The sequence below is a fragment of the Kitasatospora sp. NPDC093102 genome (assembly GCF_040683915.1).
Classification (GTDB): domain Bacteria; phylum Actinomycetota; class Actinomycetes; order Streptomycetales; family Streptomycetaceae; genus Kitasatospora.
Genome location: NZ_JBFBFA010000067.1, coordinates 1 through 22,939, shown reverse-complemented (window position 1 = coordinate 22,939; position 22,939 = coordinate 1). Strand labels below are relative to the sequence as shown.

Sequence of the window (22,939 nt, the reverse complement as noted above, 5' to 3'; positions counted from 1 at the left end):
GTAGGCCGTTCACCGGCGGGACAGGTGCCGGAGTGGCTCGATGCAGCAATTGTTGCCAGGTGGGGCCGCCCATCGACAAGACCCCCTCGCTACGACCCGCCGTCGTAGCCGAAGAGACCGGCACCGATCCGAGAGTCGGGCGCCCGGAGCGCGTCGGTCCCCGCCGACCCCTCCCGGCCTGCGTAAACACCCTCCCGCCACTCACCAAATAGTCTCAAAATTGCGCAAAACGGACACCACTATCCGTCGTCGTGCACCGCATTCGCGTGTGAGCGCACTCACCACCCAGGCCTCGGCAACATCACCGACCGGCCCGCAGCCACCACGCTGAGTCAACACCGACCGGCCGCCATGGAGAGGCCGTTGTCGTTCCGAGCGTGACGCGCAGATTTCCGCACCGACTGCGCGTCGATGATGCCCGCGGTCGGCTCCGGATCCCGGCCCGCTGCTTTGCGGGCCCGGTCGCGCAGCCGGTGCCCCGGGCCGTCGAGCCCATTTCGGCGCGCGGGAGCCTGAGGACGTACCCGGCCGCGTCCGGCCCCGCCGCGCCTTCCAACCGCCACGTCTTGCGCCGCGCTGTCACCCGCCGGGATAGCGGGTCCACCAGTGCGGGTCGCGGGCCGGTACGTACTCGCTGCCTCCGGGCGAGTCGACGTACTGCTGGAGCAGGTCGCGCGCCAGGGTGTCGAGCACCCAGGCAATTTCGAGTCGACTCAACAGCTCGACGGGCAACGCGCCGACGCCGTGCGCGGCGCCGAGCAGCGCGCCGGCGGTGGACGCCACCGACTCGCCGTCCGGCGCGCCGGACGCGAAGCGGAGGGCGGCACCCACGGTGTCGCGGCCGGGGAAGCGGGAAACCACGAGGAGGGCGCCGAGCAGCGCCGCGGAGGCGGTCGCGTCCGGGGCCAGCCAGGCGAGCTGCCGGGAATCCGGGACGCTGCCGGGTGCCTTCAGCAGGCCCAGGACCGTGTCCGGACTCGCCGAATGCGGCATGGGCAGGGAACGGACCAGCTCATCCGTAGGGTGGCCGCGGCCCGGCGGGGAGGCCGTCCACGCCCGAAAGGGGTCGTCTTCGGTGAGGCAGCGGGAGACGAGTCCGGCCGCACCCAGAGCCGCGTCCTGTGCGTCCGAAGCCCCGTGGGTGAGCGCGGCCGTCTCCCGGATCACCGTGGCACAGGCGTCCGGACCGGCCAGGAGCTGCAGCAGTCCGAGGGCCAGGCTTCGGGTGAGCGCGTGGGCGCCCCGGCTCTCGGAGACCGGCTGCGTCAAAGTCCCCTGCATCAGCCCGGTCAAGGCGGCGACGGTGGCCGGCGCCGAGCCGCGGCGCTCACCGAAAGCGGGCACCTGAGCGAGCCAGCCGTCCGGCCACCGGCCGCCGGCGCCGCGCATCCAGCGCTCGGAGATCCGGTCCGGCTCGATGCCCTGCAGGACGGCCCAGCGGCAGTACGCATGCCAGATCACGGACGGCGCATGGCAGATACCCCTGTGGTTCAGCCGCACCGAGGCACGGATCGCCCCCTCGATGGTGAAGGCCGCCAGCTGGGTACTGACACCGATCCGCAACGGCCCCTCGGTCGGCCACCGGCCCCGGACCACCCCTGCCGCGTCCCCCAACGCCGACCCGAGCACCAGCCCCCGCACCCGTGCCTCGCTCACGGCCGACTCCCCCACCATCCCCCCGCCTCTCCTTCGTGCCCACGGTTTCTCCATGACATCCCATCACAGGAACGCCTTCACATCGTTGACAGCGTGCGGGCGCAGCAGGCCCTGGAGTTGCTCGGCGGTGGCGACCTTGAGGACGCCGAGGACGCCGAGGACGGCGAGGGCGCAGCGCAGTGGCCGAACCGCCGCACCCGGTCCGGGGCGCTACCGCAGTGCGGACAGTCCGCACTGCGGTGCGGGGCCCGCGCATGCAACGTGACAACCCCGGCCGCAGCCCGGTCCACCAACTCCACCACGACACCGGCCAGATGAGGGAACAGCACCTCGAAACTCCGCGAAGAACACGCGAGGCGTGATCACAGCCAACCGCTGGTTCCTCGCGTACTCCTCTCTGTCATGCTTGCCGGACCAGGAGCGTGAGCGCAGCCCGGGACCTGCGCGCCGCGCAGGTCCCAACATGGGGGCCGGCAGCGCGGGTTCGGCCACTTCGTACGGCATCGTGGCCGGTCAGCGATGGCGCGCCGGCTCGGCGGGAAGATCGCTGGGTATAGTGCAGGCGTTTCGGGGAACCGGCGACCCGGAGCCGGCCGACCTCACGCGCCACCTCGCGTTCATCGGCATCCGGGACCCTGGCGGAGCCTCGATGACCCATATCGCTGAGGAGGCCGTCCCATGGAATCCGTCACGCTGATCACCGGTGGCTCGACCGGAATCGGCGCCGCCACCGCCCGCGCCCTGCTCAAGCAGGGCCACCACGTGGCCGTCACCGGACGTGACGCGGACAAGCTGGCCGCCTTCGCCGCTTCGACCGGAGCGGGCGAGCGGCTGCTGACGATCACCGGCGACACCAGCGACGCGCACGACGTCGCCTCCGCCGTGCGCCGCGTGGTGGACGCGTGGGGCCGACTGGACAACGTCATCGCCAACGCCGGCTTCTCACTGCCCGGCAACCTGGAGAGCCACGCCCCCGAGGACATGCGCGCCATGGTCCTCACCAACGTCCTGGGCCCGGCCCTGCTGGTGCGGGAGACCCTGCCGCACCTCAGGGAGTCCAAGGGCCGGATCGTGATCATCGGTTCGGTCGCCGGGGTGCGCAACACGCCTGGCAACCTGTACTCGGTCACCAAGTGGGCCGCGCACGCGCTGGCCGAGAACACCCGGCTGCTGGTCGGCAAGGACGGAGTCGGCGTGACCGTCGTCGCCCCCGGGGTGGTGGACACCCCGTTCTGGAACGAGCGCGGCGGCACCCCCGACGCCTCGCCGACGATGACCCCCGAGCAGATCGCGAACACGATCGCCTTCGCCATCAACCAGCCCGCGGGCGTGGACATCAACCACATCACCATGCGGCCGACCGGGCAGCTCGGCTGACGCCGCGCTCCCGACGACCGTACGACAAAGGCGCCTTCGGCCCCCGCCGCATACCACGCGGTGCAGGCCGAAGGCGCCTTCGGGCGTCCGGGTGGACGCGCGGCGTCAGGGGAAGAAGTGGGCGCCCCCGGGAAGAACCACCCCGGACCGCTCGAAGTCGGCCACGGTGGGCGCCCCCATCAGGGCCATGACCTCCTCGAACTCACCCATGAGCAGCCGCAGGACGTCCGCGACGCCCTCCGCGCCGGAGTGGACGAGCTCCCACAGGGCCGGGCGTCCGACCATCACCTGCGCTGGGAATCAAACCCCGATATCCGCACCGGCCGCCACGTTACATACAACCTTCATGCTCATTTGGTGTTTGTCACCACTTCGAGAGCAGCCGCGCTCGGAGCCGCCGAGCGGGCGGGCGGCAGCCTTCGCCTCGGCCACACTCCAGACCCGTGAGAAAGCGACCCGACCGCCCTGGACTGCGGTCGACTATCCGTCCGCGACCTGGATGACGACCTTGCCGCGCCGGTGTTCTGTCTCCAGCGCCTCGTACGCGGCGCGGGTCTGCGCGAGGGGAACGACCCGGTCGACCTGCGGGAGCAGCCGTCCGCTCGTGATCAACTCGCTGATGGAGTCGAGCCCGTCACGGTCCGGCTCGACGATGAAGAACACGCCACGTGCGGCAGAGTCCCGGGCCGCGCCGGGGTCGGGCGGCGCGACGATGCTGACCAGGACGCCGCCCGGGCGCAGCACGGCCCACGACCGGGTCAGGGTGTCGCCGCCCACCGTGTCGAGCACGACGTCCACGTCGGCCACGTGGTCCTCGAACCGGCCGCCTGCGTAGTCGATGACGTCCTGGGCGCCGAGACCGACGACGAATTCGGCGTCGCGGGCCGAGGCGGTGGCGGTGACCCTTGCGCCCAGTGCGGTGGCGATCTGGACGGCGAACGAGCCGACGCCTCCGGCGCCACCGTGGACGAGGACGTGCCGGCCGGGCTCCAGGTGGGCGTGGTCGACCAGGGCCTGCCATGCCGTGAGCGCCGCCAGCGGGACGGCCGCCGCGCTGCGGTGGTCCAGTCGGGCCGGCTTGGCGGCGAGGATCCCGGCCGGCACACCGACGTACTCGGCGGCGGCCCCGTCCCGCAGGAACGGGATCAATCCGTACACCTCGGCACCCAACGCCGGAGCCGTGACACCGGCCCCGTGCTCGACCACGACGCCGGACGCCTCGTGCGCGGGAATGACGGGCGTCCGGTCCCGCCCGGAACCGTCGAAGCTGTCGGTCCAGGTGGTGTCCCAGGCAAGCTCTCCCGCGGTGACGGAGGCGGCCCGGACCGCGACGACGACCTCACCGGGCCCTGGCTCGGGGCGCGGCGCACTCTCGTAGACCAGCTCTTCGGGGCCTCCTCGCCGGTGAGCGCGTACCGCGCGCATCATGCTCATGAGGCCCTCGCTTCCGGATCACGGGCGGGGCCGTACCGAAGGCCACGCACTCACGACCAGCATCACAGGCAGCGCCGCAGCCCGGCATCGCCCGTTCAAGGGATCTTCAGCGAACCACCGACCCACCCCCATGAGAAGTCAGGCCGTGCAGCCCCACGCCTTGCGATCGGGGCAGTCGCGGACGTGCTGCCGCCGGGCCTCCCAGCACGGATCTCCCGGCACGGTCACCGACGCGGCGACCAGCTCGCGCTCGGTCGGCCTGGGCAGGATCAGCGGCCCGAGGTCCTTCCCCTCCCGCCTGTCCTCGAACCCGCCTCGCCACCGATCGAACCCCGGCCCGTCCACCACGGGCGCAGCGAGGCGTTCGCCGCACGGGCGGCCTTCGCCGGCTCCTCGGCTTCCCGTTCCAGCCGCTCCCCCGACCAGCCCGGGCCCGGATCGCAGACAACGGCTCGTGCGTCCGTGCTGGTGGTGTCGGGCGCCCTGGTACTCGGCTCCTGCTCGCCCGCGGGCTACGGCTCGGTGAGAGCCCCGCCGCCCCGGGCCTGGACGGCGGCGCCGAACCGCCACGCCTCGATGTCGCGATAGCGGATCGGCCCCGGGCCACGGCCGATGTTGCTGCCGACGAGGTGGAGACGTTCGGCCCGCCATGGCCGACCCACGAACCCGGTGAGCCCGGCCGCGGCCTGCGGCACGCTGACGGGGTCGTCACGGCGGGACCGTGCCAGCGTCAGATGGGGGCGCAGCGGCCGGTCCCTGAACTCGATCCCGCAGGACCTGATCAGGTCCCGGACGTCGGCGGCGAGCTGGTGCAGTCCCTCCAGATCCCCGTCGATCCCGCTCCACAGCAGCCGCTGGTCGAAGTGGCCGCCGCCCCGCAGGCCCAGGCGCAGGGCGGGATGCGACGCGGCCGGACCGGCCAGCGCCGACCGCAGCAGCGGCACCGCCGTGGACGGCTGTTCGCCGAGGAAGGCCAGGGTGATGTGCCAGTCCTCGATCCGGTTCCACCGCAGCCGCGGGTACCTGGCGTAGGTGGGCTGCAGGGCCCGGGCCAGTTCGTCCTTGGCGTCGTCGGGCGGGGCCAGGGCCACGAAGACGCGCAGGGTCGAGGGTTCGGGGTGATCGTCCACGAGGGGGGAGGTTAGCCGAGGGCGGGTCGCCCGTGCCCGCCGGTGCCGGACAGGTCCCGGGCCGGCCCGGGCAGACTGTGAGACTCGGCTGGACGACAACACCGGCCGCAGCCCTGACGGCCCCACCACTGCGCCCCGCCCGCCGGTACCGAGCGGGAACCGGTCGGCATCGACAGACCGGGGCCGAACCACGCAGGCGGGCGGACGTCCCAGCGCGAGGCGTTCGCAGCCGCAGTGGGGATCGCGGCGACTGCGGCAGAGTGGGCGTCCGGGCCGGCCGCCGGCGCCTGGCCGAGTACGCAGCCGCGGTGCTCGTCTGCGACCGGCACCGAGACCGCGGTGCCGGTCTGATTCACGACGACAGCGTTCTGCTCGCCAGTACCCTCCCCTGGGCGTCGTACGCGGCGAGCTTGATGCCCTCGGGCGGGTATGCCTTCGAATCACTGGAGGCCTTGAGGCTGGGCCCCCAGACGTAACCGCTGGCATAACCCGGGTTGCCGGGAAGCGAGGCGACGGTGGCCCAGTACGCCTGGCCGTCCAGCTCGATGGTCATCCGGGCCACCTGCCCGGGCCCGTGGTAGACGAGGTTGTACAGACCCTCCTGGTACTGCAGGGGGGCCCCGTAGTACTGCATGGTGATCTCGGTAGCGCCCCCCGCCCAGGAATACCCACCGCACCCCGGACCGCTTTCGTAGGCGGGAGCGTCGTGGATGCAGATCTCCTGGTCCTTCAGCTGCATCCACCAGTCCTGGCGGCCCAACGGCAGCTGCTGGCCGGGCTCCACCACCACGGCCTCGGGAGCCGGCCCCACCGGTACCAGCAGAGCCTGGGAGGCCGGCCCGACGGCCCGGCCCCCGCGCTGCGCGGACAGTACGGCACCCGTACCGGCCACCACCGCGAGCGCGGCCACCACCGCCGACGCGCCCATCGCCATCCGGCGTCCCCGCCGCTGCCGACGCACCCGAACCCACACGGGCCCGGCAGACCAGTCCGCCACCGCGACCCGGGCCGCCTCATCCCGCAGAGCGCCGCGCATCATGTCCTCGGTGTCCATCACCTGTTGCCTCCGTTCGTGCCGTCGATCGTCGAACCGGTGCCTGCCGAGTACGGGGCCAGCGCCGGGTGGCCGCGCAGTTTCGCCAGGCCTCGGCTGGCCTGACTCTTCACGTTGCCCGGCGAGCAGCCGAGCACTTCGGCGACCTGGCACTCGCTCATGTCCTCCCAGTAGCGCAGGACGACCACGGCCCGCTGGCGCTGTGGCAGTTCCGCCAGCGCCTGGAGCAGCGCCGAGCGCTCCTCGACGTCGCGGTGGCCACCGCCTGCGGTGTACGCCCGATCGGGAAGGACGGGCACGAGCAGCTGCCTGACCCGGCGCCGCCGGTGACGGCTCAGGTTGTTGTTCACCAGGGCCCGGTGGATATAGGCGTCCGGCTCTTCCAGGCGGCTGATCCTGGACCAGTTCCTGAAGACCTTCGCGAAGGTCGCCTGCACGACGTCCTCGGCCTCGTGGTAGTCGCCCGTGAGCAGGTAGGCAGTGCGCACCAGCCGCCGCCAGCGCGTGGCGGCGAACCCGTCGAAGTCAAGCTCCCGCAGGCCCGGGCCGCCCGCGGAAGCCGGTGCCGTGACGGGCCGGGGCCGATCCTCCATCGGGATGGGCAATACGCTCGCGGTCATCCAATTCCTCTTCGCGTCCACGCGACGATCCGACCGGACCATCGCTCTGCCCTACTCACCACCGCGCGGCCACAAGGGTTGCATCGCTCTGCCCGCGAGAACGGGCTCCCGTCCGGCTTCGGGAACGCTCTCGCCGGTTGAGGGGTCCTCTGCCGGCTGATCACGGTGACAGGGGGACGGCGCGCCTTCCGCACCGTGGCCGGCAGCACCGTGACGGCCGTCACCGCCGTGCCCAGCGCCCGGTCGACGCCGGCGGTGCCGTGCAGCCTGGCCAGCGCTGCTGTTCGCCTCGTTTCGTCCGGCTCTGAACGGAGTGGGACGTCCGGGGAGCGACGAGCGACCGTCATCGGGGCGGCCGGCTGAGTTCTGCGTGATCACCCGCGTGTAGGGTGCGCTGTCATGGTTGGCGACTGGCGGGACGACAGGATCGGCAGCGCGCTGAAAGGCACGAACCCCACTGTGCTCCGGCGGCTTGGCGCCGGCTTCGCGGTGATCGGCGACGTGCAGTTCCTGCCGGGGTATGCGGTGCTGTTGGTCGAAGAGCCCGATGTGCAGCGCCTGTCCGACCTCCCGCGGAGCAAGCGGATGGCCTTCCTGGCGGACATGGACCGGCTGGGTGAGGCCGTGGAGCGGGTCTGCCGGCGGCTGGACCCGGAGTTCCGGCGCGTGAACCTGGAGATCCTCGGCAATACCGACAACTTCCTGCACGCGCATGTGTGGCCCCGGTACGAGTGGGAGAGCCCGGATCTCGTCCGTCGCCCGGTGTGGCTGTATCCCGCAGAGAACTGGCGCGATCCTGCATGCGCGCTCGGACCGGAGCACGACGCCTTGCGTGAGGCGATCGGTCACGAGCTCGACCTGCTGTCCGCTCCGGCTGCCGGTCCGGAAAACGCGGGATGAGACTCGTCGGGGAGGAGCGGCCGTCAGGTCGATCCTCCCCGACGATCGGTGATTCAGGTCAGGGATCCTCAGCGGGGCGGCCCCTACCAAGGACGCGGTTCCCACCGTTGATGGCCGGCCGGTCCACGGTGATATCGGCCACCGCCCTGAGCAGTGGGGCCTGCAGGGGCCCGTGGCACGATCGGATGCCCGTGACCGCGGACCATCTGCCGGTACGGACCATCTGCCGGTGCGGGCCGATCCGCAGCACGGTGACCACCGCGCCGCCCTCACCGCGCTCCTGGTGGCCGGCGACGGCCGGCACGGCCCCGTCCATTACGTCTGGCGTCTGCTGCACCGCTACGGCGAGCAACCACCAGGGTCGGGACCGGATGGGGACGTCCTCCCTTCAGCCCAGTACCCGCCCGAGGAAGCCCCGCAGGTATCCCGCGACGACATGCAGGTGGCTCTCCAGCAGGAAGTGACCGCCGTTGATCAGATGCACTTCCACGTCCTTGGCGTCGCGGGCGAAGGCCCGCGCGCCCGCCGGGCCGAAGATCTCGTCGTTGCGGCCCCAGACGGCGAGCACCGGGACCTGGCTGGTGCGCAGGTAGTCGTGCAGTAGCGGATAGAGCGGGCGGTTGTTCTGGTAGTCACGGAACAGCGCCAGCTGGATCTCGTCGTTGCCTTCACGCGAGACGAGGGCGACGTCGTGCTCCCAGGTGTCCGGACTGACCAGGCTCGGGTCGGGCACCCCGTGCAGGTACTGCCAGCGGATGGCGTCGAGGCTCAGCGCGGCGCGGACGGCGGGTTCGGTCTCGGGGCCGGGGTTCGCGCCGTACGCCCAGACGTCGGTCCAGAAGGACTCGACGAACCCGTCCTCATAGCCGTTGCCGTTCTGAGTGACGAGAGCGGATATCCGTTCGGGGTGTTTGAGTGCAAGCCGCCAGCCGATGGGGGCGCCGTAGTCCTGGACGTAGAGGGCGTAGCGCTCCAGGCCCAGCTGGTCGAGCAGCCCCGAGGTGAGCTCGGCGAGGGCGTCGAAGGTGTAGGCGAACTCTTCCACGCCAGGGGCGGCGGAGAGGCCGAAGCCGAGGTGGTCCGGCGCGATGACGTGGTAATCGACGGCCAGCAGCGGAATGAGTTCGCGGAACATGAACGAGCTGGTCGGGTAGCCGTGCAGCAGGACGACTGCTGGGGCGTCCGTGGGGCCGGCTTCGCGGTAGAAGATCTCGTGGCCGTTGACGGTGGCCGTCCGATGATGCACCGAGCTCATGTCTAACCCCTTTACCAGATTGGTCCGGTTAGATATTCGCCATGGAAGCACGTGCGAGCTAACCTGTCAAGCAGCTCTATCTGGTTATGTTGGGGATGATGTCCGGTGGAGACACTGCTGGACCTGCTGAACAGCAGACCGCTGGTGAACGGTGAGGAACGGGACGCGCTCGGCGACGCGGCCGGAGGCAGACGCTGGGCCCGGGCGCACGGCGGTGACGGCAGCCTCGCGGAACTGACACTGTTGCGCGAAGCGCGGGACATCCTGCGAGACGTGGTGAACGGGGAACGTTCCCCCAACGCGCTGGAACCACTGCTCGAAGGGGTCCACCAGGAGCCGGAGGTGACCCCGGGGGGCCTTCGGTGGGCACTCAAGACGCCCCACCATGCCCGACTGGCCGTCGAGGTGATCCTGGCCTGGGCCCACACCGAGGAGAAACTGCCCGGCCGACTACGCCCCTGCGCCAACAGCGAATGCGGACTCTTCCTCCTCGACCGCAGCCACGCCAACCGCGCCCGCTGGTGCTCGATGGCCGTCTGCGGCAACCGCGCGAAGGCGCGCCGTCACTACGAACGCACCCGCTGACCGCCCCCAGGCCAACGGCCGCCTACCCCGACTGGCTCCACACCTACAGTCACCACCGCGGACACACCGCACTCGCGGGCAAACCACCCGCCGGCCGTGTCCCCCACCTCGCGGGTCAGAACACCTAGAGGCCCTCCAGATCCATCCAGGCGATGTCGTTGAGCTCGACGTCGAGACCGGAGGCGCGGCGTCCGCTGTCCTTGAAGTACTCGTCGCGCAGGGCCTCGGCGAGGATCGCCTCCTGCTGGGCCTGGGTGGCTCCGGCGTCGCGGGCGGCGTAGAGCCGCCTGGCGACGTCGCCGGGCATCTTCTGGGTGATCATCCGGGGGCGGGGGTCGTCGGTGGAGGCGCCGGCCGCGCTGTAGCCGAAGGTCGCCTGGATGTGGAGCATGAAGCCGCGCTGCTCGGCCGCCTTGCGCACCCGCTGCTTGACCCGGGGCTGCCAGGTCGCGCGGACCTTGGTCTCGATAGCCTTGGCTGCGGCCGGCTTCGGGGTGCCCTGGCCCTTGAGCCAGCGCTGCACGGTGCGCTGGGACACGCCGAGATCCTGGGCGAGCTTCTTGGTGGAGCCCTTGGCGCCCTTGAGCAGGAACCGCATCCGGGCCTGGACGGACTGTGGGATCGGACGGGTCCGCTCGGCACGCTCCAGGCCCTCGTCGATCTCGCGGCTCACGCTGTTCCTTCCCGGCCGCCGGGGCGGCGGTCACTGCTGGTGGTCGTGGTGGACGGCCCGCCGGTCGGTGCCGGCGGGCCGCGCGAGGGAACGGTTACTCGTCTACAGACGCCTGTCCCCCGGGCTTGATGTGCCGCCCGGGGTTGGCGCCGTCGGCGATCAGCTCCAGCACCTCGCCGATCGGCCGGGAGCCCTCGAACTTCACGTGCCCGGGGCTGACGCCCAGGCGCAGCGAGGTGGTGAGGGTGCCGTCGGGTTTGGTGAGGACGTCCAGGGCGCCGGGCCCGGGGGCGGCGAAGACGGCGCAGTCGGAGAGGACGGCGACGGCGTGCAGGCCGGTGTCGGCGGCCATCCTGCGGAGTTTGCGGTGCAGGTTGACGGTTGCGGTGTCGATGACGAGGGCGCGCATCAGCGGGTCCCAGGTCGGCCGGTCCAGGGCGGCCCAGCGCTCGCCGGGCTTGTAGCCGTGCCCGCGCGGACGCTCGCGGAACTTGCCGATGGTGCCCTTCGCGGTCTGCTTGATCGCGTGCAGCACCGCGAGCTCCGCCGGGTCTCCGGTCCTGAGGGCGGCCATGGCGTCCAGGAAGGCGAACGGGTCGCGGTCGGCCAGGTCCAGCGGGACGCCGAGTGCGGCCATCGTGTCCAGGTACGCCTCCCGGATGCGCTTGTGCCAGGGGTCGAGGTAGGGGCCGTGCTCGTGGCGCAGCCAGCCCTCGGTCGGCTGAACCCGGGCGCCGAGCTCCACCGCGTAGGCGACCTTCACCGTGCTGTACCAGGCCGGGCCCGTCGGCCGGGACCCGTCCGCGGTGAACGGCGACGGCAGGAGCGGGTCGGTCTCGATGTGGGAGAGGTCGGCCAGCCAGGAGCCGGGGATGCGCTTGTCGAAGACGGGGTTCAGCTCGTGGACCGGCGGGCCCAGCGGCAGGGTCAGGCGGCCGGCGGCCGCGAGGAACGCCATGTTGACGTCGAGGCCGACCGCGTACGGCGCCGTCTTCCGCTCACCGTCGGCGAGCTCGCGGAACCAGTCCCACGCCTCGGTCACCAGTTCCTCCCCCGGGCCGCGGTCCTGGGCGAGCGGGTGCACGTCCGGGACCTCCGGCGGTGCCGGGTCGAAGGCGTCCTTGGGCCGGGAACCCTCCACCGGCCCGCTCGTCCAGCCGGCCTCGGTGCGCAGCGCGCGGGTCGGCGGGCGTAGCGCGGTGACGAGTTCCAGGCCGGAGACGGCGGTGGAGCCGCGGGGGGTGAGCACGCGCTTCGCGTAGGTGCCGAGGAGTCGGGCGAGGCCGGGGGCGGTGAGGTCGTCGGGGATCTGCCAGCCACCGGTGGCGAGGGCGCCCCAGGCGGGGATGCACAGTTGCACGCACACCCGCTTGCCGTCCTCGGGGGTGCGGTAGACCCGAGCCCAGGGGCCGAGGCCGCGCTGGGTGAGCAGCCACCCGGCCTTCTCGATCTGTTTGACGGCCTTGTGGGTCTTCGGCAGCTGTCCGAGGCGCTGAACGAAGTCCTTCTTCTCGTCGCGGCCCATCGGCGGGAGGCCGAGCTCGGCGAGTGCGGCGTCGGTGAGGACGACCAGGGCATCGCCGTCCTTGCCGTGCCGGTGCAGCCTCGGGGCGCCGAGCTTGGTCTCCAGCGCCCACTCGACGACGTCGGCGAGCGTGCGCCCGGCCGGGGCGGTCGGCGCCGGCGTGCCGTCGGCGAGGTAGGCGACCAGGGCCTTGCCGTCCGGGGCTACGTCGAGCACCGCGAGCGGCCCGGCCGGGAACCTCGCCGCCGCGGCGGCCTCCCAGTCCGCTGGCCCCTCGCCCTTCGCCGCCGTCTTCACCGGGGCCTTGCGCGCCCGCGACGACGTGGCGGCTGGCCGCGACGACGCTGTACGGCGCGGCGCAGCGGCGGGGGCGGCCTGACGGGGCGCAGCGACCGAAGCGACCGAAGCGACCGGCTCGACCGAGGCGTCCGGCTCCGCCGGGGCCTGCGGGGCAGGCTGCTCCGCAACCAGGACGGCGGCCGACTGCCCGGCCGGGGCGGGCGCGCACCAGCCGCCCATGTGCACCGGACGCCCCTGCGAGCGGTACGGCGTCGGCCGCCCGCACCGCACGCACGGCGCGGGCTGCGCGGCGACCAGGTCCCCGGCCGCCGTGCGGTCGAGCTCCACCACCTCCTGATCCTGCTGCCCGTCGCCGAACGCCGTCGGCACAGCGGGCACCGGGGCGGGAGCAGCAGCGGGATCGGCCGGCGCGGGCTGCGGGGCGGTGGCCGCCCGCGCGGGCACGGTCCCGGTGGGCACGATCTCGGTGGGCACGATCTCGGTGGGCACGGGGTCCTGGACCGGGTCGGTCGCGGTCTCGTCGGCGGGACGCACGAGGCCGGCGGCCTGCGCGCGGCGCAGCCACTCGGTGGGCTCCACCGTGCCGTGCTGGAGCGCCAGCGTCGCCAGGAACCGGATGTACACCTCGCGCTTCGGCGGCCGCGGCTCCGTCGCCCCGGCCTCCCACCGCACGATCGTCTCCCGACGTGTCCGCAGCGCGGTTGCCAGCTCCTCCTGGGTGTAGTCACCGGCCTTGCGCAGCCGCTCCCGCTCCGCCGGCACCGGCAGGTCGTCCACCGGGCGCGGGCGCGCCAGCAGCGCGTCGATCGCCGCGAACAAGTCATCACTCACGGTCCCACCTCCACTCCACACCCTATCCTAAAAGTAACTTTTGGATCGCACATTTCAGCGCACATTCGACCGTCGGGTCGGAGGCGGCGCGAAGACGTCCGGTGGCGAGGGGGTTGCCGTACGACAGATGATCTCGGCCGTTTGCCAAATGATCTCGACAAGTAGTTCGAGTGCCCCGCGCTCGGCGCCGCCCGACCGCCCTGCAGCGCGACCATGAGACCTCCCGTCGGATCGTGCCCTGCCGCTCGGGCCTGGCAGGGCATCGAGACAATGATCTTGGATTCTGGCTGGTGCTGAGAGAGGAGCGGGCGGGGTGCGGATCAACGTTCTGGGGCCACTTCAGGTCGTACGGGGTGAGGGCGGGGCGGCTCTCGAGGTCGGCGGGGCGCGGCTTCGGCTGCTGCTGATCCGGCTGGCTCTCGACCCCGGGCGAGTGGTCACCCGTGAGCGTCTGGTGGACGACCTCTGGGGAGGCACCTCGCCGCAGGAGCCGGCCGGCGCCCTGCAGTCCCTGGTGTCCCGGCTCCGCCGGGCACTGGGGAGCGAGCGGACCGTGATCGGCTCGCACCCCGCCGGGTACCTGCTCGACCTGCCCCGGGGAAGCGTGGACGCCTGGGACTTCGAGCAGCGGGTGGCGGCGGGGCGGGCGGCGCTGGCGGCGGGCGGGTTCACCGAGGCGGTCGCTCTGCTGGGCGGGGCGCTGGAACTCTGGCGGGGAACGCCGTTCGCGGACGCCGAAGGCGCCGGGTTCGTCGCGGCGCCGGCGGCCCGGCTGGCGGAGCTACGGCTGTCGACGGTGGAGGAGCGGGCCGACGCTCTCCTCGCGCTCGGCGAAGCCGACACACTGCCGCGTCTGGTCGCCGAGCTCACCGGACTCTGCGTCGCGCATCCGCTGCGCGAACGGGCCGCCGTCAGGCTGATGCGCGCACTCCACGCAGACGGCCAACGGGCGGCGGCACTGGAGGTGTTCGAGCGCACCCGGCGGGCCCTGGCCGAGGAACTGGGTGCCGACCCGGCCGCCGAACTGCGGGACGCCCACCTGCGTGTGCTGTCCGGCACCAAGTCGCCTACGCCGGGGCCGATCCCCGCGTCCACCAGGAACCCGGTCAGGCGCGCGGCGCTGCCCACCTGGCTCACCGGCCTGGTCGGCCGCGACGAGGCACTGGCGGCGGTTCAGGAGCGCCTGCACCGGTCCCGCCTGGTGACGCTGACCGGGCCGGGCGGCGTCGGCAAGACCCGGCTGGCGGTTGCGGCCGCGACGGCCGCCCCGCCCGCAACAGACGTACGGCTCGCCGAACTCGCGGGCGTCGACGGGCCGGACGGAGTGACCCAGGCCGTGCTGATCGCGCTCTGCCGTCCGGCGGACGCCGGGGTGCTGGCCGGCGGCCTGCCCGCCGGCGATCAGGCCGGGGATCCCGTCGACCGGATCGTCCGGGCCCTGGAGGGCCGTGAGGTCCTGCTCGTCCTGGACAACTGCGAGCACCTGATCGAGGACGCGGCCCGGTTGACCCACCGCCTGCTGGCCGCCGCGCCCCGGCTCACCGTGCTGGCCACCAGCCGCGAACCGCTCGGTGTCACCGGCGAGGCGCTCTGGCCGGTGACACCGCTCACCGTGCCCGAACCCGGCGGCACCGCTCAGGAGGCACTCGCGCACCCGGCCGTCGCCCTCTTCACGGAACGGGCCGCCGCAGCCCGCCCCGGATTCGCCCTGGACCACGACACCGTCGAACCGGTCGTCCGGATCTGCCGGGAGCTGGACGGCCTGCCGCTGGCGCTCGAACTGGCGGCGGCCCGGCTGCGGGCCCTGAGCCCCGGGCAGGTCGCGGCACGGCTGCACGACCGGCTCCGGTTGCTGGACCGCGGCTCACGCACCGCTCCCGACCGGCACCGCACGCTACGCGCCGTTGTCGACTGGAGCTGGGAGCTGCTCGACGAGGACGAGCGCGTCCTGCTGCGACGTCTGTCCGTGTTCGCCGGCGGGGCGACCCTCCCCGACGCACACCTGGTCTGCGCCGGGGACTGGCCGGGCGGGCCGGCGCCCGATCCGACGGCCGTGGAGGACCTGCTGGCGTCCCTGGTCGACAAGTCCCTGGTGGTGGCCGCCGGCCGGGAGACCAGGACGGCGCGGTACCGGCTGCTGGAGACGGTCCGCGCGTACGCTGCCGAACGACTCGTCGAGGCCGGCGAGGACGGCCGAACCAGCGCCGCCCACCTGCGCTGTTTCGTCGAGCTCTCCGAAGACGCCGAACCCCGGTTGCGGACGGACGGCCAGATCGGCTGGCTGGCCCGGCTCGACGCGGAACAGGGCAACCTGGACGCGGCGCTGCGCCGGGCGGTCGCCGTCGGCCCACCGGAGCACGCGCTTAGGCTGGCGGCCGCCCGGGCCTGGCCCTGGTTGATGCGTGGTCAGGGTCGTGAGGCCGGTGAGTGGACGTCGGCCGTCCTCGCGGCCCACGGCTACACCCCGCCGCCCGGACTGGAGCAGCCCCACGCCCTGTGCGTGATCCTGGCGCAGCTCACCTCCCCGTTCCGGGAGCCCTGCGACGCCGTGATCCCGTCGGAGGCGATGGGCGGGGCGCTGGTCACGGCGCAGCAGGCCGACCACCCGGTCGCTCTGGCCGCCGCGCTGCTGCTCGCCACGGCGGGGCCGCCGGAGGCGGTGGGCGCGACGGCACAGCGGTACAGCGGGCATCCCGACCGGTGGATGCGGGCCGCTGCCCGTCTGGTGGTCGGCCGGATCGAGTTGGGCGCGGGCCGGATCGGGCGCGCCGAGCGGTGCCTGCGGGCCGCGGTGGACGGCTTCCGGGCCCTGGGCGACCGCTGGGGGCTGGCCATGGCGCTGGTCACGCTGGCCGCGCTGCTGTCCGTCACCGGCGCGGCCGACGAGGCGCTCGCGGCGCTGACGGAGGCCGGTGAACGGGACGCCGAGACGGGCGGCTCCGGCGAGGCGCCGCTGCCGCTGCTGCTGTCGGGCCGGCTGCGGGCGCGCTGCGGCGAACCGGCCGCGGCCCGGGTGGACCTGGAGCGCGCGCTGGCCGCCGCCGAACGTGCCCGGGACCCGCACCTACAGGCCGCCGCCCACTACGCACTCGGTGAACTCGCCCGGCGCACCGGGAACTTGGACGCGGCGCTGCACGGCCAGCAGGAGACGCTGCGGCGGCTGGAGCGGCTGCCCACGACCGGCCCCGGCGCCCCGGCGCGGCTGCACCTGCTCGCCCTGCTGCACACCGGTCTGGCCCGGACCCACCAGCGGCGCGGCGCACCGGACGCGGCCGGCCCGCTGCACCACCGTGCCCTGGAGCTGGCCGCGGACAGCGGCGACCAACCGGTGCGGGCGGACGTCCTGGAGGGGTTCGCCGAGTACTGCCTCACGCTCGGCGAGGCGGCGCGCGGCGCGGCGGCGCTGGGCGCGGCGTACGGCCTGCGCGGGGCCCACGACACGGGCGACCCGGAGCTTCGGACCGTTCTGGACGGCTGTGCCGAGGCCCTCGGGGAGGCCGGCTTCCGGGCCGCCTGGGAGCGCGGCCGGGCGTTGCCTCGGCCGGAGTCGCTGGCCCTGGAGGCCGGCTGACGGGCCCTGCGGAGTACGTCGGCCGGGTGTGTGCCTGCCGCGCCACCTGGGATGGGTGGCGCGGCAGGGCGGATGCGCGATCAGCCGCTGAACGGCGGGCGAGCGGGTGCGCAGACCGTGCCGGGGGCAGGGAGGACACCGTCGACCAGGTAACGGGCCTCGTGCCGGGCGGCACAGTCGCTGGGGTTGGCCAGCACGGTGTGGCCGTAGCCGTCGACGGTCAGCAGCTCCGCGCGGGCGAGCGAGCGGGCCATCGCACGGGACCCTTCGTACGGCATGGCCGGGTCACCGGTGTTGGCGACGACCAGGATCGGCCCGGCGGTCGGGTGGTTCCAGGGGCCGTCGTACCGGTCACGGTCCCGGGCGGGCCAGTCGGCGCAGCGCTCGTCGGCCCAGGCGAAGTACGGGCCGGCCTCGCCGGAGCGGGCTCCGGCGGACGCGGCCAGGGCGGGGTAGTCGGCCCGGGCGGGCGGGACGGCACTGTCCGAGCAGACCACCGCGAGGACCTGGTCCGGAGACCGGCGGGGGACCGGCGGCAGCGGGGTGCCCGGCCGGGAGGGGGTCTCGGTGGCGGTCCAGAACATCTGGAGTGTGGCGCCGAGCTGGGCCCAGCCGACGGGCAGCTTCGCGACGGGGTTGGTGGCGTACAGCGAGATGATCGTCGTCTCCACGGCCGAGCCGGCGGTGACGGTCGCCCCGCCGAGCACGACCGGCCGGGTGCGCAGCCGCTGGAGCAGCTCGCCGTACCTGGCCCGGGTGGCGGCGGCCGTCCCGGCGGAGAAGGCGCAGGCCTGGGAGCCGGCCTGGCCGCACTGGTCGAGGAAGGCATCCAGGACGCGGCCGGCGGCCACGTCGCTGCCGTTGCGCAGCAGGCTGCCCGTGGTGGCGGCCTGGTCTCCGTGGCCGGTCGACCAGGCCACCGGGTCCGGGGCGCTGTCGAGGACCATGGCGCGGACCCGTCCGGGGAACAGGTTGGCGTAGGTGGCGCCGAGATAGGTGCCGTACGAGGTGCCCAGGTAGGTGAGCTGCCGGTCGCCGACCGCGCGGCGGAGCAGGTCCATGTCCCGGGCCACGTTGGCGGTGGAGATGTGCGGCAGCAGGGCGGGGTTGCGGGCCGCGCACTGCCGGGCGAGGCGCTGGTAGGCGTCGGCCCAGGCGTTCTGCTGGTCCGCGCCCTCGGGGTAGCCGGCGGCCGTGCCGGCCAGCAGGGCCTGCTCGTCCGCCGGGTTGTCGAAGCACTGGACGGGTGCACTGGCGCCGGTGCCGCGCGGGTCGAAGCTGACGATGTCGAAGCGCTTGCGCACCTCCTCGGGGAACTGGCCGAGCATCGTGGGCAGGGCCTCGGTGCCGGGCACGGCCGGGCCTCCGGGGTTGTAGAACAGCGAGCCGATCCGGTGGGCCCGGTCCTGCGCCGGGTGCCGGATGACGGAGAGGTCGATCCCGGCGCCGCGCGGGTCGTGGTGGTCGAGCGGGACGCGGGCGGTCGCGCACTCGAAGCCGTCCGCACACGCCGCCCAGGCGAGTCGCGGCACCGGGGCGGCGTCCGGCGCGGCCACGGCGGTCGCCGGGCACACCGCGGTCAGCAGCGCGGCCGCGGCGACGCCCGCGCCAAGCCTCCACGACGCCGCCATGCGTCGGGCTGCGGTACGGGACGTCTTGGACCGGCGCGGGCCTGCCGCGGGGCCGGTGGGAGGGGAGGTACGAGTCACGCGAGTGCCCTTTCGTCAACGGGCCGGGCAGTCATGCGCGCTCCTCGGTCGCGGCGTACCGCCCGGCACGTCCGACAGTTCCGCACCTCGCTGGCAGAGCGCTGGCAGACCGCTGGCAGCGGCTCGGGCGCCGTCCGGCAGGACAGTGGGCGCTTGCGACCGAAGAAGTCCACCGACACTTCTCCCACCACACGATCGAAGGTCCCGCCTCGGATACCCGGGAAAAGCCCTGGGGCACCTCACCGGCGCCGTGGCAGACTCGGCCCATGACTCTCGCCCTGCCCGAGCCCGACCAGCAACTCTCCGACCCCAGCGCGCTGTTGCTGGACTACCTCGACTACTACCGATCCGTGATCAGCGCCAAGACCGAGGGAATGTCCGACACAGAACTGCGCGTCAGCCGGCTCCCTTCCGGATGGACCATGCTCGAACTGCTGAAGCACCTTGTGCACGTGACTCCTCCCCCGCGTGAACGCGGGGGCTTCTCGCTAACCCTTCCGGGCGTTGCGACGGGCCAGCCCGGCCCGGAGAACGTTGACGGCTCCCACCGTGTCGGCGTGCGCCCGGTGGCCGCAGCCGGTGCAGTGGAAGATGTCCTGGGTGGGCCGGTTCTCCGCCGCAACATGCCCGCATGCGGGACACGTCCGGGAGGTGTTGCGGGGGTCCACGGCGATCGTTTCCCGTCCGGCGCTTTCAGCCTTGGCGTGCAGGATCGTGAGGAACACCCCCCATGCGGCATCCGATATCGAGCGGTTCAACCCCGCCTTGGCCGCAGCCCCGTTGGGAAGAAAGGCACCCGGCCGCTTGGGATCAGGCCTCGGCGCGGGAGCCTTGACCATGTTGCGGATCCTGAGGTCCTCGTGCGCGATCAGATCATGCGCGCGGACCAGGCCGAGGGCGGTCTTGTGCGCGTGGTCGAGCCGTTGACGGCGGACCTTGCGGTGCAGCCGCGCGACGGTCTCCACGGCCTTGCGGCGGCGCTTCGACCCGCGCTTGCAGCGGGAGAGGGCCTGCTGTGCGGCTTCGAGCTTCGCCGCGGCCTTCCGGCCGTGGCGGGGGCTGGGAACGAACCCGCCGCTGGAGTCGGCGAGGAAGTTGGCTACGCCCATGTCGATGCCGACCACGCTGCCGGTTGCGGGCAGCAGCTCGGGCCGAGCCTGCTCGGCAGTCAGGACGACATACCAGCGTTTGCCCTCACGCTTGGCCGAGATCGTCTTGACCGTGCCGGTCACCGGGCGGTGCTGGTTGACCTTGACGTGGCCGACGCCCTGGAAGCGGACACGGGTCACCGCATCGTGCGGGGTTGAGTCCCAGCGGCAGCCGTCACCGTCCTTGGGGAAGTCCACCGTGTCGAACCGGTTCACGCCGCGAAAGCGTGGGTATCCCGGTTTCTCGCCGGACGTGACCCGGCGGAAGAACGCGGCGAACGCCTTGTCCAGCCGGCGAAGCGTGGCCTGCTGGGAGGAGAAGGACCAGCGGCCCTGACACTCCGGGTCGAACGCCCGGATCTCCTTGAGCTGCGCGGACTGCTCGCCATAGCGGACCGTCGTCCCGGAGACATGCCGCCAGGCATCACGCCGTTCCTGCAACGCCCCGTTGTAGAGCGAGCAGTGATCCCGCAGCATCTCCGTCAGTGCCTGCTGCTGGCCCACGGTGGGCCGCAGCAAGAACTTGTACGCACGAATCAACACGACCCACCCCCTCCACCGCCTCGGCAACCAACATGCCACACACCACTGACAGAAGACACCACGAGCGTTCCGCTGCGCAGGGACGCGGCGGCGCTCCGCGCCGCCGATCCCAGGATCGGATTCCCTCCCCGGCTGAAGCCGGGGATACCCTCCGAAGATCAGGGATGGAGCAGCGCTGGCTGCGCTGGGGCTTCCGGGCCGAGCAGGTCCCGGCGCCCTGGGGCGACCGGGGCCCGGAGGACCGCTGGTACGTCGGACCGCAGGAAACAGCCGCCGAACTCCTCGCCGCGCTGCACACGGGCGGCAAGCACACCCGAGCCATCGTGTCGGGTACGCCCCTGTCCACCGTCGCCGCGCCCGGCGGCCGCTTCCCCGACGACGGCACCCCGCGGCCGACCCTGGGCTGGATCCTGTTCCACGTCCTCCAGGAGTACGCCCGTCACGCAGGCCACCTGGACATCGTCCGCGAGCTCACCGACGGCGTCACCGACTGACAGCCGCAGCTGGCGCGCATGCATGCCGGATCGGCACCACCCCGGTTCCGGCTCGGATACCGGCTGCATGACGGCCCGACGGCGGCCGCCGCGTACCGCCCGGTCTGACGGTCATCAGCCACGGCCAGGCTTCGGACCTCACCACCGTCGAACCCGCAGGCTTCACACGGCCGGGCCCGCTACGGGTCTGGCGCGCCGCCAGGTGAGGATCCAGGCGGCGGTGAGCAGCGAGCCGGCGCCTGCCAGGGCCATCGCGCCGCCCGTGCCGCTCGCCGCGGCGAGCGCGCCGAAGACGACGGGGCCGACGCCCTGCACCGTCATGTGGCCCGAGCCGAGCAGGCCGAAGGCCTGGCCCTGGCCGTGCTCGGGGAGGGCCGCCAGGAACTCCCGTTGCAGGCCCAGGCCATGGGCGAAGCCGCAGCCGGTGCAGAGCAGCAGCGCTGCCGCGAGCAAGCGGCCCGGCTCCGCGGCGAAGCCGATCAGCGGCACGCCCATCAGCACGATCAGCGGCACCACCACCTGCTCCCGCGTCGACGGCCGGAGCAGGCGGCCGACCAGCAGGTCGCCCAGGAGCATGCCGACCGGCAGGCAGGCCAGCAGTACGGCGTAGGAGCCGGCGGGGAAGCCGCGTACGCCCGCGTAAGCGACGATCAGTCCCTCCGCGCCCGCGGCGAAGGCGCTCGGCAGCCACTGGGCGAGCAGCAGCCGACGTACCGCGCGGCCGCGCAGCAGGGTGGTGCCGCCGCGCAGACTGTTCCGCACGACGCCGCCACCCGTGTTGCCGCCCGCGTCGCCCCGTTCCTCCCGCTCGACAGGGACGAATGGCATCCGCAGCCGGACGGCCCCCGCGCACACCAGGTTCAGCGCCGCACCGATCGCCAGCGCCTGCCGCGGCCCCAGGGCCTCGACGACCGCGCCGCCGAGCGCCAGGCCGAACAGCTGCGCGCCGCTGGAGGCCAGGTTGTTGAGGGAGCGTCCGAGCACATATGCGTCACCACTGAGCCAGCCGGCCACCAGCCGGGCCGAGGCGCCGCTGAACACCGGCGTGGCGAGCGCAACGAGGGCGACCAGAGCCAGGCCGGCCGCCGTCGGCAACCGGACCAGGGCGAGCAGCGCCGCCGCCGCACCCTCTACCAGGAAACCTCCGGCGATCAGCGCCCGGGGCGGCAGACGGTCGGCCAGCGAGCCGAACACCAGCGAGCCGAGCAGCTGCGGGAGAAAACCCGCGCCAAAGGCGAGGGCACTGAGCAACGGGGAGCCGGTACCCGTGAAGACCAGCACGGAAAAGGTGGTGATCCGCAACGAGCTGGCCGTCACGCCGACCATGCGGGTCACGAAGAGCAGCCGGAAACGAGGCTCGGCCAGCACCTCGCGGTAGGTCGTACGTCGCGCGGCGGCCGACTGCGCCGGGGAACACGGGGAAACGGTCGTCATGCGAAGCAGCGTCGTACCAAGGACCGGTGCGCCGCGAATGATTCGCCCCAGCACGTAAGGTCTTGCGGGCGCGGTCTACCGTTGATCTTGGCCAGTGCTCCGGCGTTCATGCCGGAGGTGAAGGCCATCCTTGTCCCGGAGGCGCGGAGCGCCGGAGTTTTCTGCGCCTCTGGGGTGGTCACGGGGTCGGACGCTGCTGGTTCTCGATGTACTGGCGGACAGCGGTGAGTGGCGCGCCACCGCACGATCCGGCGAAGTAGGAGCCGGAGCAGAAGCGGCCGCCCCACAGGTAGCGGCGGACGTGGCTGTCGTACTCCTGTCGCAGACGCCGGGAGCTGACGCCTTTGAGGCTGTTGACCAGCTTGGAGAGCTGGACTTTGGGCGGGTGGTGCACCAGTAGGTGTACGTGATCCTGCTCGCCGTTGAACTGCTTCAACTCGGCCTCAGTCCGTACACACGTCCCGCGTGATCTCTTCGCAGCGGGTCAGCATGGCGTCGGTGAAGGCTCTGCGCCGGTACTTGGTGACGAAAACCAAGTGGACGTGCAGGTTGTAGATGACGTGAAGGACCCTGTTGCCCAATTCGGGTGAAGTCGACGCGATCACGAGGTGTGTGGCGTCCGCGGCTGTGAGTGTGTTGTGCGGCAGAATCGCGGGCGCGAACTGGGGGTACAGCGATGTCGATGCACTTGGACTCGGGC

General features: G+C 72.7%; 18 protein-coding genes and 3 pseudogenes. 8 read left to right on the top strand and 13 right to left on the bottom strand.

What is annotated here, in order from left to right:
- Positions 1-579 precede the first annotated feature (579 nt).
- A complete protein-coding gene (locus tag AB0O11_RS36810) occupies positions 580-1,656 on the bottom strand; it encodes an ADP-ribosylglycohydrolase family protein (protein ID WP_363396171.1) in 1,077 nt (358 codons plus the stop codon).
- A 93-nt stretch (positions 1,657-1,749) separates the two neighbouring features.
- Between AB0O11_RS36810 and AB0O11_RS36805 the strand changes: the two genes are divergently transcribed.
- Positions 1,750-1,974, top strand: a complete 225-nt coding sequence (locus AB0O11_RS36805) for a hypothetical protein (protein ID WP_363396168.1) — start codon at positions 1,750-1,752, stop codon at positions 1,972-1,974.
- A gap of 360 nt (positions 1,975-2,334) precedes the next feature.
- Positions 2,335-3,033, top strand: a complete 699-nt coding sequence (locus tag AB0O11_RS36800; protein WP_363396165.1) for an SDR family oxidoreductase — start codon at positions 2,335-2,337, stop codon at positions 3,031-3,033.
- A 105-nt stretch (positions 3,034-3,138) separates the two neighbouring features.
- On the opposite strand, the gene AB0O11_RS36795 is transcribed toward AB0O11_RS36800, so the two are convergent.
- From AB0O11_RS36795 to AB0O11_RS36775, 5 genes are all read right to left on the bottom strand, one after another.
- The gene (locus AB0O11_RS36795) at positions 3,139-3,318 is read right to left on the bottom strand and encodes an alpha-hydroxy-acid oxidizing protein (protein ID WP_363396180.1); all 180 of its coding nucleotides are present in this window, start codon (positions 3,316-3,318) and stop codon (positions 3,139-3,141) included.
- A gap of 195 nt (positions 3,319-3,513) precedes the next feature.
- A complete protein-coding gene (locus tag AB0O11_RS36790; RefSeq protein WP_363396162.1) occupies positions 3,514-4,467 on the bottom strand; it encodes an NADP-dependent oxidoreductase in 954 nt (317 codons plus the stop codon).
- 512 nt (positions 4,468-4,979) lie between these two features.
- Positions 4,980-5,597, bottom strand: coding sequence for an RNA 2',3'-cyclic phosphodiesterase (gene thpR / locus AB0O11_RS36785; RefSeq protein WP_363396159.1), 618 nt, complete (start codon positions 5,595-5,597; stop codon positions 4,980-4,982).
- 352 nt (positions 5,598-5,949) lie between these two features.
- Complete coding sequence (locus AB0O11_RS36780) at positions 5,950-6,654, bottom strand: hypothetical protein (protein ID WP_363396156.1); 705 nt, start codon at positions 6,652-6,654, stop codon at positions 5,950-5,952.
- Complete coding sequence (locus tag AB0O11_RS36775; protein ID WP_363396177.1) at positions 6,651-7,190, bottom strand: SigE family RNA polymerase sigma factor; 540 nt, start codon at positions 7,188-7,190, stop codon at positions 6,651-6,653. The genes AB0O11_RS36780 and AB0O11_RS36775 overlap by 4 nt, the downstream gene beginning before the upstream one ends.
- Positions 7,191-7,670: 480 nt before the next feature.
- Between AB0O11_RS36775 and AB0O11_RS36770 the strand changes: the two genes are divergently transcribed.
- Complete coding sequence (locus tag AB0O11_RS36770) at positions 7,671-8,171, top strand: diadenosine tetraphosphate hydrolase (RefSeq protein ID WP_363396153.1); 501 nt, start codon at positions 7,671-7,673, stop codon at positions 8,169-8,171.
- Between the two features lie 388 nt (positions 8,172-8,559).
- On the opposite strand, the gene AB0O11_RS36765 is transcribed toward AB0O11_RS36770, so the two are convergent.
- Entirely contained in the window at positions 8,560-9,426 is an 867-nt protein-coding gene (locus tag AB0O11_RS36765; RefSeq protein WP_363396150.1) for an alpha/beta hydrolase, read from the bottom strand.
- 105 nt (positions 9,427-9,531) lie between these two features.
- Here AB0O11_RS36765 and AB0O11_RS36760 point away from each other — a divergent pair, with 105 nt between their 5' ends.
- Both AB0O11_RS36760 and AB0O11_RS36755 read left to right on the top strand, forming a co-directional pair.
- Positions 9,532-10,011 (top strand): CGNR zinc finger domain-containing protein, encoded by a 480-nt coding sequence (locus AB0O11_RS36760; protein ID WP_363396147.1) that lies wholly within the window; start codon positions 9,532-9,534, stop codon positions 10,009-10,011.
- 23 nt (positions 10,012-10,034) lie between these two features.
- Positions 10,035-10,139, top strand: a pseudogene (locus AB0O11_RS36755) (IS481 family transposase); the annotation flags it as partial.
- Here AB0O11_RS36755 and AB0O11_RS36750 read toward each other — a convergent pair.
- Together AB0O11_RS36750 and AB0O11_RS36745 are read right to left on the bottom strand one after the other, a co-directional pair.
- A complete protein-coding gene (locus tag AB0O11_RS36750) occupies positions 10,136-10,684 on the bottom strand; it encodes a helix-turn-helix transcriptional regulator (RefSeq protein WP_363396144.1) in 549 nt (182 codons plus the stop codon). The pseudogene AB0O11_RS36755 and the gene AB0O11_RS36750 sit on opposite strands and share 4 nt — an antisense overlap.
- A gap of 94 nt (positions 10,685-10,778) precedes the next feature.
- Positions 10,779-13,340 (bottom strand): helix-turn-helix domain-containing protein, encoded by a 2,562-nt coding sequence (locus tag AB0O11_RS36745; protein ID WP_363396141.1) that lies wholly within the window; start codon positions 13,338-13,340, stop codon positions 10,779-10,781.
- A 313-nt stretch (positions 13,341-13,653) separates the two neighbouring features.
- On the opposite strand from AB0O11_RS36745, the gene AB0O11_RS36740 reads away from it, so the two are divergent.
- On the top strand, positions 13,654-16,911 hold the full coding sequence (locus tag AB0O11_RS36740; protein ID WP_363396138.1) for a BTAD domain-containing putative transcriptional regulator: 3,258 nt from the start codon (positions 13,654-13,656) through the stop codon (positions 16,909-16,911).
- Positions 16,912-16,991: 80 nt separating this feature from the next.
- Here the strand turns inward: AB0O11_RS36740 and AB0O11_RS36735 are convergent, their stop codons facing one another.
- Complete coding sequence (locus AB0O11_RS36735; protein ID WP_363396135.1) at positions 16,992-18,542, bottom strand: alpha/beta hydrolase; 1,551 nt, start codon at positions 18,540-18,542, stop codon at positions 16,992-16,994.
- A 344-nt stretch (positions 18,543-18,886) separates the two neighbouring features.
- Here AB0O11_RS36735 and AB0O11_RS36730 point away from each other — a divergent pair.
- Positions 18,887-19,063, top strand: a pseudogene (locus tag AB0O11_RS36730) (DUF664 domain-containing protein); the annotation flags it as partial.
- A gap of 45 nt (positions 19,064-19,108) precedes the next feature.
- Here the strand turns inward: AB0O11_RS36730 and AB0O11_RS36725 are convergent.
- Positions 19,109-20,308, bottom strand: a complete 1,200-nt coding sequence (locus tag AB0O11_RS36725; protein ID WP_363396174.1) for a transposase — start codon at positions 20,306-20,308, stop codon at positions 19,109-19,111.
- A 167-nt stretch (positions 20,309-20,475) separates the two neighbouring features.
- Here AB0O11_RS36725 and AB0O11_RS36720 point away from each other — a divergent pair, with 167 nt between their 5' ends.
- Positions 20,476-20,805: a DUF664 domain-containing protein gene (locus tag AB0O11_RS36720; RefSeq protein WP_363396132.1), complete on the top strand. Its 330-nt coding sequence runs from the start codon at positions 20,476-20,478 to the stop codon at positions 20,803-20,805.
- Between the two features lie 162 nt (positions 20,806-20,967).
- Here the strand turns inward: AB0O11_RS36720 and AB0O11_RS36715 are convergent, their stop codons facing one another.
- Together AB0O11_RS36715 and tnpA are read right to left on the bottom strand one after the other, a co-directional pair.
- The gene (locus tag AB0O11_RS36715) at positions 20,968-22,239 is read right to left on the bottom strand and encodes an MFS transporter (protein WP_363396130.1); all 1,272 of its coding nucleotides are present in this window, start codon (positions 22,237-22,239) and stop codon (positions 20,968-20,970) included.
- Between the two features lie 178 nt (positions 22,240-22,417).
- Positions 22,418-22,820: pseudogene (gene tnpA, locus AB0O11_RS36710) on the bottom strand (IS200/IS605 family transposase).
- Positions 22,821-22,939: the final 119 nt, after the last annotated feature.